Annotated in this window: 13 protein-coding genes; 10 read left to right on the top strand and 3 right to left on the bottom strand. The window is 73.8% G+C overall.

All coding sequences use genetic code 11. The features are described 5' to 3' along the window. Positions 1-77 precede the first annotated feature (77 nt). Positions 78-1,190 (top strand): GntR family transcriptional regulator, encoded by a 1,113-nt coding sequence (locus IH45_RS0117505; protein WP_032917667.1) that lies wholly within the window; start codon positions 78-80, stop codon positions 1,188-1,190. Here the strand turns inward: IH45_RS0117505 and IH45_RS0117500 are convergent. Beyond that, positions 1,156-2,391: a PucR family transcriptional regulator gene (locus IH45_RS0117500; protein WP_030668507.1), complete on the bottom strand. Its 1,236-nt coding sequence runs from the start codon at positions 2,389-2,391 to the stop codon at positions 1,156-1,158. The genes IH45_RS0117505 and IH45_RS0117500 overlap by 35 nt on opposite strands. A 13-nt stretch (positions 2,392-2,404) precedes the next feature. Beyond that, entirely contained in the window at positions 2,405-2,548 is a 144-nt protein-coding gene (locus IH45_RS1000000149340; protein WP_199810680.1) for a hypothetical protein, read from the bottom strand. Between the two features lie 203 nt (positions 2,549-2,751). Between IH45_RS1000000149340 and pgfA the strand changes: the two genes are divergently transcribed. The 9 genes from pgfA (at position 2,752) to IH45_RS0117450 (ending at position 14,468) form a co-directional block, all read left to right on the top strand. Then, entirely contained in the window at positions 2,752-3,699 is a 948-nt protein-coding gene (gene pgfA, locus IH45_RS0117490) for a cell envelope lipid trafficking protein PgfA (protein ID WP_030668504.1), read from the top strand. A gap of 210 nt (positions 3,700-3,909) precedes the next feature. Further along, on the top strand, positions 3,910-5,145 hold the full coding sequence (locus IH45_RS0117485; RefSeq protein ID WP_030668501.1) for a glycosyltransferase family 4 protein: 1,236 nt from the start codon (positions 3,910-3,912) through the stop codon (positions 5,143-5,145). A gap of 7 nt (positions 5,146-5,152) precedes the next feature. Next, on the top strand, positions 5,153-5,878 hold the full coding sequence (locus tag IH45_RS0117480; protein WP_030668498.1) for a class I SAM-dependent methyltransferase: 726 nt from the start codon (positions 5,153-5,155) through the stop codon (positions 5,876-5,878). Further along, a complete protein-coding gene (locus IH45_RS0117475) occupies positions 5,875-10,320 on the top strand; it encodes an alpha-(1->3)-arabinofuranosyltransferase domain-containing protein (RefSeq protein ID WP_030668495.1) in 4,446 nt (1,481 codons plus the stop codon). Before IH45_RS0117480 ends, IH45_RS0117475 begins: the two co-directional genes overlap by 4 nt. Then, the gene (locus IH45_RS0117470) at positions 10,317-11,777 is read left to right on the top strand and encodes a condensation domain-containing protein (protein WP_030668492.1); all 1,461 of its coding nucleotides are present in this window, start codon (positions 10,317-10,319) and stop codon (positions 11,775-11,777) included. The genes IH45_RS0117475 and IH45_RS0117470 overlap by 4 nt, the downstream gene beginning before the upstream one ends. After that, positions 11,774-12,550: a class I SAM-dependent methyltransferase gene (locus IH45_RS0117465; protein ID WP_032917665.1), complete on the top strand. Its 777-nt coding sequence runs from the start codon at positions 11,774-11,776 to the stop codon at positions 12,548-12,550. Before IH45_RS0117470 ends, IH45_RS0117465 begins: the two co-directional genes overlap by 4 nt. A 4-nt stretch (positions 12,551-12,554) precedes the next feature. Continuing rightward, on the top strand, positions 12,555-13,514 hold the full coding sequence (locus IH45_RS0117460; protein ID WP_030668486.1) for a DMT family transporter: 960 nt from the start codon (positions 12,555-12,557) through the stop codon (positions 13,512-13,514). Beyond that, positions 13,511-13,753, top strand: coding sequence for a Trm112 family protein (locus IH45_RS0117455; RefSeq protein ID WP_030668484.1), 243 nt, complete (start codon positions 13,511-13,513; stop codon positions 13,751-13,753). Before IH45_RS0117460 ends, IH45_RS0117455 begins: the two co-directional genes overlap by 4 nt. Before the next feature lie 61 nt (positions 13,754-13,814). Next, the gene (locus IH45_RS0117450) at positions 13,815-14,468 is read left to right on the top strand and encodes a hypothetical protein (protein ID WP_032917691.1); all 654 of its coding nucleotides are present in this window, start codon (positions 13,815-13,817) and stop codon (positions 14,466-14,468) included. On the opposite strand, the gene IH45_RS0117445 is transcribed toward IH45_RS0117450, so the two are convergent. After that, positions 14,433-16,811: an ATP-binding cassette domain-containing protein gene (locus IH45_RS0117445; RefSeq protein WP_234440576.1), complete on the bottom strand. Its 2,379-nt coding sequence runs from the start codon at positions 16,809-16,811 to the stop codon at positions 14,433-14,435. The genes IH45_RS0117450 and IH45_RS0117445 overlap by 36 nt on opposite strands. Positions 16,812-16,842 lie beyond the last annotated feature (31 nt).

The following is a 16,842-nucleotide window of genomic DNA, read 5'->3' as shown; positions in this document are numbered from 1 at the left end:
TTGAGAAGTCCCACCTGCGCCTGAGTGCCTCTGCTCCGCTCACAACCGCCTGGTGCACTAGTACGGAGGAAGCCGCCATGGACCACCCGACCCCGACCCAGCCCCCTCCCCCGTACCGCCGGATCGTCGCGGAGATCCGGCGGCGGATCGACCGTGGGGAGCTGACCGAGGGTGACCGCGTGCCCTCGACGCGGCGGATCACCAAGGAGTGGGGTGTGGCGATGGCGACCGCGACCAAGGTGCTGACGACGCTGCGCCAGGAGGGGGTGGTGCGGGCCGTGCCAGGCGTGGGAACGGTGGTCGCCGCCACCGGGGTACGGACGGACGGCGGGACCGCACCCCGGATGGATGGCGGGACCGCACCCCGGATGGACGACGGGACCGCGCCCCGGACGCACACCGGCACCGGCCCCAGCAACGACCGCCGGCACCCCCCGGCCACTCACGACCACCCCTCCGACCGTTCGCCCACCCACCTCTCCACCCACCTCTCCACTCCTCCCTCCCCCCAGCCCCCCAGCCTGAACCGCACCCGCATCATCCGGGCCGGCATCCGGATCGCCGACGCCGAGGGGCTGCGCGCGCTGTCGATGCGCCGTATCGCCGCCGACTTCGGCGTCTCCTCGATGGCGCTCTACCGCCATGTGGCGAACAAGGACGAGCTGGTCATGCTGATGGCCGACGCCACTTTCGCGGACATCGAACTGCCGGACCCGGCGCCCCGGCACTGGCGCGCGCGGATGGAGGCCGGGGCACGTCTCCAGTGGAAGCTGTACCAGCGGCATCCCTGGGTGGCCCAGTACCTGTCGCTCACCCGCCCGCAGCCGATGCCGCACGCGATGGTCGTCATCGAGTGGACGATGGGCACGGTCACGCAGTTCGACCCGCTGACCAAGCTGCGGCTGGCCCTGACGCTGGTCAATCACGTACGCGGCACGGCGGTCGCCCTGGAGGAGGACCTGGAGGCCGAGCAGCACACCGGCATGGACCAGGAGCAGTGGATGGCGTCGCACGAGCCGGAGTACGAGCGGATCATCGGTTCCGGTGCGTTCCCCATGTACGCGGGGATCACCGACATCGACGACGCGGGGATGCTGACCCTCGACGCGATGTTCGAGTTCGGCCTGGCCCGGCTGCTGGACGGCTTCGAGCTGTTCAACGAGGGCAGGAAGGGCGGCCCGGCACGCTGAGTTCGCCGCGCAGCCGCCGGGCCCGCAGCACCAGTTCCAGTTCGAAGCGGCGGTCCGGGTCGTCCACCTCGTCGCCCCACAGTTCCCGTATCTGGCGCAGCCGGTAGCGCACGGTCTGCGGGTGGACGCCGAGCCGGGCGGCCACCTCGGGCGCGCCGCCGCGCGTCTCCAGCCAGGCCAGCAGGGTCTCGGCCAGCCGGCGCCCGTGGGTGGGGCCGCAGTGCGCCAGGGGTTCCAGCCGCCGCCGGGTCAGGTCCTCGATCAGCTCCTCCGGCGGCAGCAGGACCAGCGCCTCGGTGTGCTCGGTGCAGTGCAGCAGCTGTCCGGCGGGCAGCAGGCCGCGTTCCATCAGGTCGACGGCGGCGCTCGCCCAGCGCAGGGACTTGGCCGCGTCGGCCAGAGGTACGGCGGGGCCGAGCGCGCCCGACCACCCGGCCGTGGCGCGCTGGAGCAGTTCCCGGCGCCCGGCGGCGTCCGGTTCCGGCACGACCACGCGGGGCCGTTCGCACTCCATGTCCAGGAGGACGTCCGTACTGACGGCGGGGGCGACGGATTCGCGGGCCGGGCGCAGCAGTACGGCCACGGCGACCCGTTCGGGCAGCGTCCAGCCGATCCGGGCGGCGCGGTCCGTGAGCGCGGTCGCCGTGTGCGCGCGGGGGCCGGCGGCGAACAGCTGCTCCATGAGCCGCCGTTGGTGCCGCAGCCGCTCGCCCGCCTGGCGGGCCGCCGCCTCGGCGAAGCCGCGTACGGATTCGGCCACCAGCCCGTCCAGGTACTCGAAGCCGGATTCGGCCAGTTCGTACATGGCGGGGGCCGGGATCGCCACCTGCTGGCCGATCTCGGCCAGGCGCCGCCAGGCCAGCCGTACGCCCAGCCGGTAGATCGCCTGGAGGGCGTCCAGGCTGCGCCCCTGGATGCCCGCGCCGCGGCCGAACTCCTGGAAGATGCGCGGGTGGACGTGCGGCAGGTCCAGGCCGGCGGACATGTGCTGGACGAAGTGCTCCAGGGACTGGCGGATGCCGGTCAGGGCGCGCGGCTCGCCGTACTCGTCCAGCGCGAGCGGCAGTTGCGGGTACTCGCGGCGGATCTCGGCCAGAATCCGCTGGGCGAGCGCCGGGACCTCGTCGAGGGCGCGGGCGGCGAACTCCCGTACCTGCGCCGGGGGTACGTCGCGCCACGCCGAGCGGACGGTCTCCACCACGCCGGAGCCCTCCTTACGGCGTCCGGCCGAAGGTCACCAGGGGCACGTTCGGCTGCTCCGGCGTGGCGTCGAGGGCGGCGACGATGCCGAAGGCGGCGCCCACGGCGAGGGCGGCGGCGGCCAGCGAGGTCAGTACGGCGGCGAGCAGTCTGTGCATGGCGCGGCGAGCCCCTTCGTGGCAGATACGTCGAGGGTTGCGCGGCGCACCGGTCCGGCCCGGTCCGCGGACGGCCGCGGTGCCTGCCGAGTGTGTGGGGGCATTGACGGCATGTCAAGGAGTCGCCTACGGTTCCCGCCCGTTCCCCCGGACCACCGCCACGCCGCACGCGCACTGCCCCCGCCGCCCTCAGGAGTGCTCGTATGCGTAAGACCGCCTCGCCCTTTTCCCTGGTCCTGCTCGGAGCCGGCGTCTTCCTCCTGGTGCTCGCGCCGCTGCTCGCCTGGTACGTCGCGCCGCGCGCCCAGCGCACCCCGGTGGACGTCGACGTGACCACCGTCTTCACCGGCACCGGCAGCTACTTCGACACCGGAACGCTGCGCACCAGGAGCAAGCAGAAGATCACCATCACCCGGCATGTGCTGGGCGACGTGGCGGAGAGCGAGCGCAGCGGGCGGGCCGTGTGGGACGTGTCCACGACCGTGGACACGCCGGTGACGCTGGAGCTGCGGGACCCGCGCAAGGCGTTCCAGTGGACGGTGGAGCGCTGGGTGACCGACCGGCGCACCAACGCGCCGGTGCACTGCTGCGCGGAGGCGCCGACCCGCTTCGAGGGGGAGGCGTACCTGAAGTTCCCCTTCGATGTGCAGCGCCGCACATACCGCTGGTGGGACAACACGCTGGGCGCCGCGGTCCCGCTCCGCTTCGCGGGCACCGCGCGGGTGCGGGGCTACGAGGGCTATCGCTTCACCGGGACCGTCGAGCCGACCAGGACGGGCAGCCGGCAGGTGCCGGGGCGGCTGGTGGGGCGGCCCGCGCAGGGCCAGGTGCAGGCCGAGGAGTGGTACGCGAACAGCGGTATCGAGCTGGTCGTCGACCGTCGTACCGGCCGGATCATCAACGCGTCCATCTCCCCGCACAAGACGCTGCGGGCGCCCGGCGCGCGGACCGACGCGGTGACCCTGCTGCGCGCCGACGGCCTGGAGTTCACGCCCGCGACGCAGCGCAGGCAGGTGGCGCTGGCGGACGCGGACAGCACCAAGCTGGCGCGCGTCGGCGAGACGGCGCCGGTCGTGGCGGCGGTGGCGGGCGGCGGATTGACGCTCTTCGGTGTGGTGCTGGTGGTACGCGGGAGGCGGCGGTTCAGCTGATCCTGCGCGAAGTGATGAGGCGTCAGGTCGAAGAGGCGCGGAAATTGTCACGCCGGTGAGTAGCCGCATCGAACAGGGCGGCGAAAACTATCCAGCTCACGCACCGATGTCCCCACGACGCCGCCCCCGGCCGGCAGGTCCGCACGGCTCAGTACGCAGTACGTCCCCCCACACCACTGGTACCGCACCCTGAGACGAGTTGGAGCGCACATGCCCCAGCACGTACGACCGTCCTCGTCCGCCGCACCGCTCGCACGTACCGCACCGCCAGCACCCCCCGCACCGCGAGCACCCTCCGTACCACCGGCATCCCCCGCTGCCGGGCCCCCACCCGACCGGTCCGCACACCGGTCCCCCGCGCTCCCCCGCCGCATCGTCTTCCTCGCCCGCCGTGACCTCGGCAACCCCGCCGCCGGCGGCTCCGAACTGCTCGTGGACCGCATCGCCGAGGGCCTGACCGCGCACGGCCACGAGGTCACCCTGCTGTGCGGCGGCCCCGCGTCCGACCACGGCTACCGCGTGGTCTCCGCGGGCGGCGACGCCGGACACTACCTGCGCGTCCGCCGCCGGCTCGCCCGCCACGTCGGCCCCTGCGACCTGCTGGTCGAGGTCTGCAACGGCATGCCGTACCTGGCTCCCCTGTGGCATCGCGGCCCGACGCTGTGCCTGGTCAACCACGTCCACACGGATCTGTGGGGCCTGCGCTACCCGGCGCCCGCCGCCCGGATCGGCCGCCGCCTGGAGCACTGGGCGCTGGCCGGCACCCACCGCGGCAACCTCATGGTCGCGGTGTCCGGCTCAACCGCCGCCGCGCTGCGCGGGCTCGGCGTGGCGCGCGACCGCATCCGGCTGGTGCACAACGGCGTAGCAGAGCCGGGGCCGCTGCTCCCCGAGTCGCCCGAGCCGCTGTTCCTGGCCATGGGCCGGCTGGTCGAGTACAAGCGCGTCGATCTGCTGCTGCGCCTGTGGGAGCGGGTGCGGCCGGTCACCGGCGGCCGCCTGGTGATCGTCGGGGACGGTCCGGAGCGCGCGCGGCTGGCGGCCATGGCCGGTCCCGATGTGCATTTCACCGGCCGGATCAGCGAACAGGACAAACACGAACTGCTCTGCCGCGCCTGGCTGTTGCTGCACCCGTCGCTGATCGAGGGCTGGGGCCTGGTGGTCATGGAGGCCGCCGCCCGGCACACCCCGACGGTCGGCTTCGACATCCCGGGCCTGCGCGACTCGGTGGACGACGGGACGACCGGGCTGCTGGCGCGCGGCGAGAGCTCCTTCGCCGCACACTGGTGCACGCTCGCGCTCAGCGGCCCGCGCCGGCACGCCCTGGGCACCGCCGCGGCGCACCGGGCCGCCCGGTTCCGGTGGAGCGCCACGGTCCGCAGCTTCCGCGCGGTGGCGGCGGAGTCGTACGACCGGGCCCACCTCGACCTCCCCGCCGGGCGGTGATGCTGAGGTGCGGGACCCTTCCCTGCGCAGATCACTCACCCTCTTCCGCGCCTTCCTGCGCGAACAGCACGACCCCGAGCACTGTTACGGCCTGCTCGCGCGGGACGCCGCCGACCAGATCGAACGGTACGAACCGCTGAAGGGGCGCGTCGTCGCGGACATCGGCGGCGGCAGCGGGCACTTCACCGAGGAGTTCCGGCGCCGCGGCGCGCACGGCTACCTCTTCGAGCCCGACCGGCGCGAGCTGACCGCCCGCGGCCGGACCCCGCCGGGCGCGGTGCTCGCCGACGGCTATCTCCTCCCGCTGGCCGACGGCGCCGCCGATGTGTGCTTCTCGTCCAACGTCCTGGAGCACGTGGCGGACCCGCGCACCTTCCTGAGCGAACTGGTACGGGTCACCCGGCCCGGTGGCCTGATCTACCTCTCGTTCACCAACTGGCTCTCCCCGTGGGGTGGACACGAGACGGCGCCCTGGCATTACCTGGGCGCCGGACGGGCCCGCGCGCTCTACCGGTGGCGCACCGGCCGGACCGCCAAGCACACCCTGGGCGACAACCTCTTCGCCCTGCACGTCGGCCCGACCCTGCGGCACATCCGCTCGCGCGACGACGTACGGATCGTGACGGCCCGCTCCCGGTACGCGCCGTTCTTCGCCGAAACGATCCCGCGCCTGCCGGGCGTCCGTGAAGTAGCCACCTGGAACCTCCTTCTCATCCTGCGGCGGTTGCCATGACCCAGACGCTCGTGTCCAGCTCACCGGGTTCGCCGGACGCCGGGGGCACCCCGGCGTCCGCACCGGGCGCGCCGCCGCCCGGCCCGCGGCGCTCCCGGCGCTGGCTGCTGGCGTTCTGGGCCCTCACCTTCGTGCTCCTCCTGGTGCCGTCCTCCGGGAAGATGACCTTCGAGACCAAGCTGGGCGTGACCACCGATCCCTGGAAGTTCCTCAGCGACCTGGGACAGCTGTGGCACGACCGGGCGGGTTTCGGAGGCATCACGGACCAGTACGTCGGCTACGCCTTCCCGTCCCTGCCGTACTACGCCCTCGCCGACCTGGTGCACCTGCCGGTGTGGCTCGCCGAGCGGCTGTGGATGTCGCTGATCGTCACCACCGCGTTCTGGGGCGCACTGCGGCTGGCCGAGCGGCTGCGCGTCGGCTCCCCGCCCACCCGGCTGCTCGCCGCCGCCGCGTACGCGCTCTGGCCGACCTTCACCATGCTCATCGGCTCCACGTCCGCCGCGGCGCTGCCCGGCGCGCTGCTGCCGTGGGTCCTGCTGCCGCTCACCAACCACCACGCTCCGGCCCGCCTGGCCGCCACCCGCTCCGCGCTGCTCATCCCGTTCATGGGCGGCGTCAACGCGGCCTCGACCCTGGCCTCGCTGCTGCCCGTCCTGCTGTACGTGCTCTCGCGCACCGGGCCGCGGCGCAGGTCACTGCTGGTGTGGTGGATTCCCGGCGTCGTCCTGGCGACCGCGTGGTGGGCGGTGCCGCTGCTGCTGCTCGGGGTGTACGGCGAGAACTTCATGCCGTACATCGAGCAGGCGACCACCACGACCGGCACCATGTCGGCGACCGAGCTGCTGCGCGGCGCCGGCAACTGGGTCGGCTACCTGAACTTCGGTGAACCGTGGCTGCCGGCCGGCTGGACCCTGGTGGCCGGGGCCGGCGCGGTCCTCGGGACGGCGCTGGCCGCCGCGCTGGGCCTGGCCGGGCTGGCCCGCCGGGACGTGCCGGAGCGGCGCTGGCTGCTGCTGACCGTCCTGGTGGTGGCCGGTATCTGCCTGACCGGGTACGCCGGTTCGCTGGGCGGCCCGTTCCACGGCCTGTGGCAGGACTGGCTGGACGGCTGGCTGCGGCCGTTCCGCAACATCTACAAGTTCCAGCCCGGCCTGGCCCTGGCCCTCGCCTTCGGCCTCGCCCACATCCTCGGCGTGGCCGCCGAACGGCGCGGCACCCGGCGCGTGCCCGGACGGCAGTACGTGCCCTTGGTGGCCGCGCTGCTGACACTGCCCGCCCTGGCCCTGCCGTACCTCAACGGCACCGTCCTCCAGCCCGGCGCCTTCAAGAAGCTGCCGTCCGCCTGGGAACGGACCGCCGACTGGCTCAAGGAGAACACCCCCGACAACCGCGCCCTCGTCGTCCCCGCCACCGCGCACGGCATCTACACCTGGGGCTCCCCCATCGACCACCCCCTGGACGTGCTGGCCCGCTCCCGCTGGGCGCAGCGGGACTTCGTACCGTTCGGCACACCGGGCGTGCGGCGCGCGCTGGACGCCGTCGAACAGGCCCTGATGTCCGGCTCGGAAGTGCCGGGGCTGCGCGACTTCCTGGGCCGGGCGGGGCTGTACGACGTGGTCGTACGCAACGATCTCGACCCCGACCAGATCGGGTACGTACCGACGCAGACCGTCAAGCGCACGCTGGAGGCGTCCGGGTACCGGAGGGTGGCCGCGTTCGGGCCGCTGACCACGGACGGGAAGATCGCCCCCGGCACGCCGGTGCAGATCCAGGGCCTCTACCCGCGCCAGCGCGCCGTGGAGATCTACGAACCGGTGGACACCCCGCGGCCCGGCCCGGTCACCGCCCTGCCGGTCGCCGACACGGCGCAGGTGAGCGGGGGGCCGGAGGCGCTGCTCCCGCTGTCCGCCGACCCCGCGCTGCGGCACCGCCCGGCCGTGCTGACCGGCGACAACCACCCGGGCGTCGGCACCCCGCCGCTCCAGCTGACCGGCGACGGGCTGCGCCGTGCCGACACCCGGTTCGGGCTGGTCAACTCCAACACGTCCTACACGTACACGCCCACCGAACGAAATCACCCGGACAGCCTCCAGGACCCCGGGCGCGAACCCCGGCAGATCCTGCCGACCGAGGGCATCGCGCACCAGACCACCGGCGTGCTGCGCGGCGCCGCCTCCGTCACCGCCTCCAGCAGCGGCAACTGGCTCTTCCACCTGCCGCAGTACGACCCGGTGCACGCCTTCGACGGGGACCCGAACACCGGCTGGGCGGAGGGCAGCGCGGGCGATCCGGTGGGCCAGTGGCTGCGCATCGGCTTCACCCGGCCCACGTACGTACCGTCCACGATCTCGCTGACGCCGCTGCCCGGCGACGGCATGCGCGCGGCGCCGACCTCCGTACTCGTTCAGACCGACCGGGGCAGCGTGGCGACTCCCTTGCTGACCAACGGCCGGAAGCAGCGGGTCTGGGCACCGGGCGGCACCGCGAAGTGGCTGAAGATCACCATCACCGCATCGCAGACGCCGCGCGCCGGGCTGTCCGGCGCGGGCTTCTCCGAGGTGTCCATCCCGGGCGTGCAGGTCACCCGGCTGCTGCAACTACCCGCCGACGCCGAGAAGTCGACATCACCGGCGGCGACGTACTCGCTGCACCGCGGCAGCGACCCCGGCGGCCTGTCGCCGGTCTCCGCCGAGGTGGGGCTGCACCGGCAGTTCCGTACCGGTACGGGCGGGTCGTACCAGGTATCCGGCCGGGCGGTGGCCGTACCGGGGCCCGAACTCGACCGGTTGCTGGACCGGGCGGCCCCCGGGAAGCAGAACCGCATCACCGCAACCGCCGACTCCACCGCCTTCGGCTCCGGACCTCAGCTGAGCCCACGCAACCTGGTCGACGGCGACCTGACCACCGCCTGGATCGCGGGCGACCAGGCCACCCTGCACCTGCGCTGGTCCGGCAAGCGCAGCATCGACCGGATCGTGCTGGCCGCCGCGGGCGGCGTCTCGACGCGCCCCGAAGAGATCCTCGTCAACTCCCCCGACGGCGCGGCGACCACCGGGGTGGACGAGAACGGCTGGGCCCGCTTCGACCCCATCACCACCGACCGCCTCGACATCACCATCAGCAAGGTCAAGGACCTCACCGTGCACAACCCGGTCGTGGGCGAGGCCCTGCAACTGCCCGTCGGCCTGAGCGAGGTCTACGTCCCCGCCCTGGACGACCTGCGGATGCCGCCGCCCTCCGCGGGCGACCGGTTCTCGCTCGCCTGCGGCCAGGGCCCGCCGCTCGCCGTGGACGGCACCCTGCACGCCACCAAGGCGTCCGGTTCCGTACGTGATCTGACCGAACGCCGCCCGGTCAAGGTCGAACTGTGCGCGGGCGGGGCACGCGACGGGCGGCTGGACCTGCCGTCCGGGCAGCACCGGGTGGAGGCCGGCGACCAGGGCCCGCTGGCCCTGACCGACGTCACCCTCAGCCGGGGCAGCGCCCCCGCGCCCGCCACCGAGCGGCGGACCGTGACAGCACGGGACTGGGCGGGCGACCGCCGTACGGTCCAGGTGGGAACGGGCGGCGCCGCGTACCTCCAGATGTACGAGAACGCCAACGCCGGCTGGCGCGCGACGCTCAACGGGCGCGAACTGTCGCCCGTGCGCCTCGACGGATGGCAGCAGGGGTTCCTGATCCCGGCGGGCGAGAGCGGCATGGTGCGGCTGACGTACGAGCCGTCCACCACGTACGACCTCGGGCTGTTCGGCGGCGCGCTCGGCATCGCGCTACTCATCGGCTCCGCCCTGGTCCGCCGCGCACCGCGCACCCCGCCGGAGCCGCAGGCGCCGCCCGCGCCGTCCTGGGTGCTGGGGGCCGCCGCCCTCACGGTGGTCGTGGCGCTCGCCGCCGGGCCGTACGCGGTGATCGTGCCGCTGCTGGCTCTGCTGGCCCGCTTCCGGCACGGGCTGCTCGTACCGCTGGCGCTGCTGGCCATGGTGGGGGCCGGGATCACGGCGGCTCTCGGTGCCGGCGAGTCCCCCGCCGACGACGAGGGGCCGTTCAGCGCTGTTGCTCAGGGGCTGGCGCTGTTGGCGCTGGCGGCGGCCGTGGTGACGGTGCCGGGCGGGAAGGTGCGGCGCGGGGCGCATGCGGGGGCGGGGTCTGGGCCGGAGGGGGAACCGGCTCTGGCTACGGCACCGGCGGGTTCGGGCGCGGGCGGGGAACCGCTGGGGTCGGAGCCGGATGCGGGGGCTCGGGAGGGCGAAGCGAGTACGCGGAAGCGGAGACCCCTGCCGCCGCTGCCGCGCCGACGGCGGCGTACCGCGCCACCGGACGGGCCCCTGCCGGACGCCACGCCACCGGACGGGCCACCACTGGACACCACGCCACCGGACGCCACGCCACCTGACCCGTCAGACCCTTCGGACCGGACCGGGGAGGAACCCACCCGATGACCGCACTCCAGCCGGCACGGCAGGAACCGGCCGGGAACGGGCCGCCCGGGGCGGCGGACCGGGCCGTACGGCGCATCCCGTTCCCGGTGGTGGACGAGATCACCCGGCACTGCCTCACGGCCGACGAACCGGAAACCGTCCACATCGAGGTGCACCTGCCCGGGAAGCCGGACCCCGGCAGGCTGCGGGCCGCATTCCGGGAAGCACTGTGCCGGCACCCCCGCATCCTGATGCGCCAGGCCCCGCACCGGTGGTGGCACCGGCGGTACGAGTGGGAACTGACCGGCGTCCCGGACGGCGACCCGGTCGTCTTCCCGCCGCCCGGCCCGGACGCGCTCGACCTGGCCAGGGGGCGGGCGTTAACGGACTTGCCGCCGCTGGACGCTTCGCCGCCGGTGCGGCTGGAGGTCATCGAACAGGAGGCGGAGGAGGACGGTGGCGGTGGCGGTGGCGGAACCGTTCTGCTCATCACCATCAACCACACCGCCCTGGACGGTCCGGCCTGCCTGCGGGTGCTGGCCACCGCCGCCCAGATCTACGGCGGCGCCGACAATTCCCCGGCACCGCCGCCCGTACGCGCGGCCGGGCCCGCCGCGGAGGGCGGACCGCAGGACACGACACCGCAGCTCGGCGGGCACCGGCCGGCCCGGCCCGTACGGATCGCGGGAGACCGCGGGCCCCGCGCGGGCGGCCGGGGCCGCGGCGCCCGGCACGCCACCGGCAACGGCATGCTCATCACCGAACTGCCCGTCCCGGCCCGCCCGCCCCGCACCAACGGCGTCGCCCCCTACACCGTCAACGACCAGCTCCTGGTCGCCACCTGCCTGATGGTGGCCCGCTGGAACCGCCTCCACGGGCGGCCGGGCGCGCCCACCGTCGTCACCATGCCGGTGGACGACCGCCCGCGCGGCACGGACATGCCCATCGGCAACGGCACCCGGCTGGTCTCGGTCGGCTTCGGGCCGGAGGAACGGCAGGACGCCGAGCTGCTCACGGCCGAGCCGCCCGACCCGGCGGCGGTCGCCCGGCTGCTGTGGCGCACCGCCGCCCGTACCCGTTCCCTGAAGTCCGCTCCGGGCTCTCAACTAGGCCTCGGCGCGGCCATGTTGACCGCTCCTGTGCTGCCGGTCGGGCTGCGCGGGGCACTGACGCGGGCCATGCGTACGGCCGCCGCGCCGCTGGCCTCCACCACGCTGCTCTCCAACATCGGCCGCATCCCCTACCCCCTCGACTTCGGCGACGCGGGGCGGCCCACCGCCGTGTGGTTCTCGGCCCCGGCCCGGATGCCGCGCGGCCTGACCGTCACCACCGTCTCCGTCGGCGGGCGCATCCAGCTCGCGCTGCGCTGGTCGCACGCGCTCCTGGACGACGCGGCCGGTGCCCGCCTGGGCGCCCTCTTCGCCCGGTCGCTGGCGGCCACGTCGTGGTCGGCGGAGACCGAGGGAGGCGCGCCGTGACCCGGCGGGCGGCCGCAGCCCCGGAGGACCGCACCGCACCGGCCCGGCCGGACGCACTGCGTGAGTTCTACGAGAACCCCGCCGTGCCCGTCGCCTCCGGCACCGACCGCAGCCGGCGGCAGGCCCTGATGCTGGCCCGCGCCCTGGGGCCGCTGCGCCCCGGCGCGGTCCCGGCCACCGTCCTGGACGTCGGCTGCGGCGACGGGAGCGCCGCAGCCACCGCGTCCGCCGTCCTGCCCGGCCACCGCATCGTCGGCGTCGACTGGTCGCAGGACGCGCTGCGCCGCGCAGCGGCCCGCGTCCCGTACGCCGTACGCGGTGAACTGGACGGTGGCGGGCTGCCGTTCGCGGACGGCGCCGCCGACGCCGTGCTCTTCAGCGAGGTCATCGAGCATCTGATCGATCCCGACGCGGCCCTGGACGAACTGCGCCGAGTGCTGCGCCCCGGCGGCCACCTGATGCTCTCCACCCCCAACCTCGCCGCCTGGTACAACCGCGGACTGCTGCTCGCGGGCGTCCAACCCGTCTTCTCGGAGGTGAGCATGCGAGGCATCCACGGCCGGCCCGGCACCCAGGTCGTCGGCCATCTGCGCCTCTACACCGCCCGCGCGCTGCGCGGCTTCCTGACGGCCTGCGGCTTCGAGGTCGTACGGGTCGCGGGCGCGCCGTACCACGACGTGCCGCGTCCGCTGCGGCCCCTGGACCGCGCCGCCTGCCACCTGCCGTCGCTGGCCTCCATCCTGCTCGTCCATGCCCGCCGGAGAAGGGAGTAGGGCGATGCTGTGGTGGGGCGTGGCGTCCGCGCTGCTCGCCAACGTCCTGTACAGCACCGGCTTCGTGCTGGAGAAACGCGCCCTGTCCGGGCTGCCCGCGCTCAGCACCCGGCAGCCCGCCCGGTTGGTCCGCCACCTGCTGAGCAGCCCGCTGTGGCTCGGCGGCTCGCTGGCCCTCGCCGCCGGCTTCGCCGCCCAGCTCGCGGTCTACCGCACCCTTCCCATTGCCGCGGCCCAGGGCATTTTCGTCTCCGGTCTGGTCCTGCTGCTCCTCCTGTCCTCCGTCTTCCTCGGCGAGCGCACCAGCGGCCGGGAGCGGCGCAGCATCCTGGCGATCCTGCTGGCGCTCGGCATGGTCGTCGGGTCGCTCCAGGGCAACGGCGCAAGCACGGTCACCCGCACCGCCCCCACCGGCACCCTGCTGGCCATCGCACTGCCCTCGCTGGCCGCGGGGCTGTGGCTGTACGGCTCCGCCGAGCAGCGCGCAAAGCGCCGCCACCGGCAGCCGTCCTCGGGCGTCCCCTACGGTGTGGCCGTCGGCCTGCTCTACGGCGTCAGCTCGCTCGCCATCAAGGGCGTCTCCGGACTGCTGGACGCGCACGACCCGGCGGGCGCCGTCCGTGCCCTGTTCACCTCCCCGTATCCGTATCTGCTGCTCTTCACCGGCGCGGTCGGCCTGGTGCTGTCGCAGACCGCGCTCCAGCGCTGCCGTGCCTCCTTGATCGTCCCCGTGTGCACCACCGTCACCTGTGTGTTCACCGCCGCCTGCGGCACGGTCGCCTTCGGCGAGCCGCTGCCCGCCGACCCCCTGCGCCTCGCGCTGCGCCTGGGCGGCACCGCGATGGCCGTACTCGTCCTGCTCGCCCTGCCCCGCCAGGACACCGACACCGACGCCCCGGTACCGGGCCCGGAACAGGAGCCGCAGCCGGAGCCCTCCGCCCCCTCCCAAGGAGCCGACCCGTGAAACCCGACGACCCGCTGCTGAAGATCCTCGTCTGTCCGATCGACAAGGGTCCGCTGTCCCTGCTCCTGCCGGACGACGTGCTCTACAACCCCCGTCTGCGCCGCCGATACCCGATCATCGACACCATCCCCCAGCTCCTCCCCTCCTCCGGTGAACAGGTCACCGAAACCGAACACGAAGCCATCCTGCGCCGCCTCCCCCCGGACGAACGGCCCCCCACGAGCCCCGACGGCCCCTGACAAGCCCGCACAAGCCCCGTCCGCGCCCGCCGGATCCGCCGGATCCGCGACCATGTCCATCATGAACCCCACCACTGACAACGGATCTTCCGACGGCTCCGGTGCCCGGCCCGACGGCCCCGGCGACAGCTCCGGCGGGCCGCCCGGCGGCCCCCTCGCCTTCCAGCTCGTCCTGCTGCGCCGGATGGCCGACCACCAGCCCGGCCTGGTCGAGGACGCGCTGCGCACGCTCGGCGCCTCGCGCGCCGACCTGCGCGAGGCCAACCGCCGCTGGCAGGCGTGGGCCCATTCGCCGCGTTCGCGCGGCGCGGTGCAGCGCTACCGCTCGCTGCTCGGCCGCCCCGAGTCCGTCACCACCCGCCGCATCGGCGACCTGACCTGCGAAGCGCTGGCCTGGCCCGTACCGCTCTGGCCCGACCTGCGCTTCGAGGTGCTGACCGGCCCGCAGGGCAGCGCCTGGAACGCGTGGCTCGTGCGGGCGCCGGGCGCCGCCGCTCCCGCCCTGCGTACGGCCGACGACCTCGTCCCCTGGTCCTGCACGGTCGACGAGGTCGCCCGCGCCTTCGCCCCGGCCCGCCCCATGGAGGGCACCGCCCCCACCCGCTGGCGGCTCGCCTTCTCGGCGCCCGACGCACAGGGCGAACGCCGGGCGACCGTCGCGGAGTTCACGTACGGCCTGCTACAGCGCACCATCGAGCAGCCCGCCACGGAGTGAGGCCCGCAGACACTCCGCGGTGGCCGAGCCGCGCGCGGCCACCAGCTCGCGCGGCGTCCCGGCGAACACGATCTCGCCGCCCCGCCGGCCGCCGCCGGGCCCGAGGTCGACCACCCAGTCCGCCCGCTTCACCACGTCCAGGTCGTGCTCGATCACCAGGACGGTGTTGCCGCCGTCCACCAGCCGGTCCAGCAGGTCCAGCAGCCCGTCGACATCGGCCATGTGCAGCCCGGTCGTCGGCTCGTCCAGCACGTACAGGCTCCCCGTACGGTGCAGCCGGGTGGCCAGCTTGAGCCGCTGCCGCTCCCCACCGGACAGCGACGACACCGACTGCCCGAGCGTCAGGTACCCGAGCCCGACCTCGACCAGCGAACTCAACTTCCGCACGGCACCGGCCGCTTCATCACACCCGGCATCATCCGAACCACCGCCCCCACCCCCGAAGAACTCCACCGCCTCCACCCCCGTCATCTCCAGCACGTCCGCGATCGACCGCCCGTCCAGAGTCAGCCCCAGCACCTCGTCCTTGAAGCGCCGCCCCCGGCATGCTGCACAGCTGGTGGTCACCGGATCCAGATACGCCAGGTCCGTATGGGTCTCCCCGCGCCCCCGGCACGCCTCGCACGCCCCGGCCGAGTTGAAGCTGAACAGGCCCGCCGGCACACCGTTCGCCCGCGCGAACAGTGTCCGTATCGGGTCCATCACCCCGAGATACGTGGCCGGTGCGGACCGCGCGGACACCCCGATCGCGGACTGGTCCACCACGACCGCCTCCGGGTGCGCGCCCACGAAAGCCTCGGACACCAGCGTGCTCTTGCCGGAACCCGCCACGCCCGTGACCACCGTGAGCACCCCGGTGGGTACGGAAAAGTCCACGCCCTTCAGGTTGTGCAGCGTCACGTCCCGTACGGTCAGCCAGCCGCGGGGCGTACGGGGCTCCTCCTTGACGTGCGTCACCCGCCGCAGCCCCCGCCCCGTCGGCGTGTCGGCCGCCGCCAGCCCGCGCACCGTCCCGGCGAACACCACTTCGCCGCCCCGCGTCCCGGCTCCCGGGCCCATGTCCACGACATGGTCCGCGATGGCGATCACGTCCCGGTCGTGTTCGACGACGAGCACGGTGTTGCCCTTGTCGCGCAGCCGGACCAGCAGGCCGTTGAGCCGGCGCACGTCGCTCGGGTGCAGCCCGGTGCTCGGCTCGTCGAAGATGTACGTCATGCCCGTCAGGCTGCTGCCCAGGTGGCGCACCGTCTTCAGCCGCTGCCCCTCGCCGCCGGACAGCGTGTCGGTGGGCCGGTCGAGGCTGAGGTAGCCGAGGCCGATGTCCGTCAGCCGGTCCAGCGCGGTGACGGCCCGCGCCGCGATGGCCGCGCCCACCGGCTCGTCGGCCGGGTCGATGCCCCGCAGGACCGCGCTCAGTTCGGTGACCTCCAGGGCCGTCATCTCGGCGATGGTCCGCCCGGCGACCTGCGATTTCAGCGCCGCCTCGGTCAGCCGGCCGCCCCGGCACCGCGGGCAGGTGCCGTCCTTCACGAAGGCGCGCACCATCTCCCGGGCCTTCTCGGGGAGCGCGGACAGGCCCCGCTTCAGGTACCGCCGGTCGAAGTGCTCGACCAGTCCCTCGTACGTGTTGTTGTAGGCGCGCTCACCGCGCTTGACCTTGAAGCCCTTGCCGTACAGCAGCAGGTCCCACTCCTTGGGCCCGTACCGCTCCAGGGGCTCGTCCGGGTCGAAGAGTCCCGAGGTGGCGTAGATCTGCCAGCCCGCGGTGCCGACGGCGAGCGGCGGGAAGCGGATCGCGCCCGCGTTGAGGGAGCGGCCGGTGTCCAGGAAGCGGTCCAGGTCGATGCGGGTGGTACGGCCCAGCCCGGCGCACTCCGGGCACATCCCGGCGGGGTCGTTGAAGGAGTACGCGGTGGCCTCGCCGGCGGACGGCGTGCCGCAGCGCGAGAACAGCACCCGCAGGACGGCGTGGATGTCGGTCATCGTGCCGACGGTGGAGCGGGCGCCGCCGCCGACGGGCCGCTGGTCCACGACGATCGCCGGGGTGAGTCGCTCGATGGTGTCCGCCTTGGGCCGTTCGTGTTTGGGCAGCTGGTTGCGTACGTACCAGGTGTAGGTCTCGTTCAGCTGGCGCTGCGACTCCACCGCCACGGTGTCGAAGACCACCGAGGACTTCCCCGAGCCGGACACCCCGGTGAAGACCGTGATGCGCCCCTTGGGGATCGTGAGGTCCACGTCCTTGAGGTTGTGCTCGCGGGCACCGGTGATGGTGATGCAGTCGACAGCGCTGATGTTCCTGGTGCCGGTGGCACTCGTGCTCCAGTCGGCGTGCTGTGCTCCCATAGGCGCCACGCTAGGAAGGAACTAGGTCAGA

The organism is Streptomyces rimosus subsp. rimosus (genome assembly GCF_000720725.1).
Taxonomy (GTDB): domain Bacteria; phylum Actinomycetota; class Actinomycetes; order Streptomycetales; family Streptomycetaceae; genus Streptomyces; species Streptomyces rimosus_A.
Note: the sequence above shows the minus strand (reverse complement) of the source record. Positions and strands in the feature narration are given on the sequence as shown.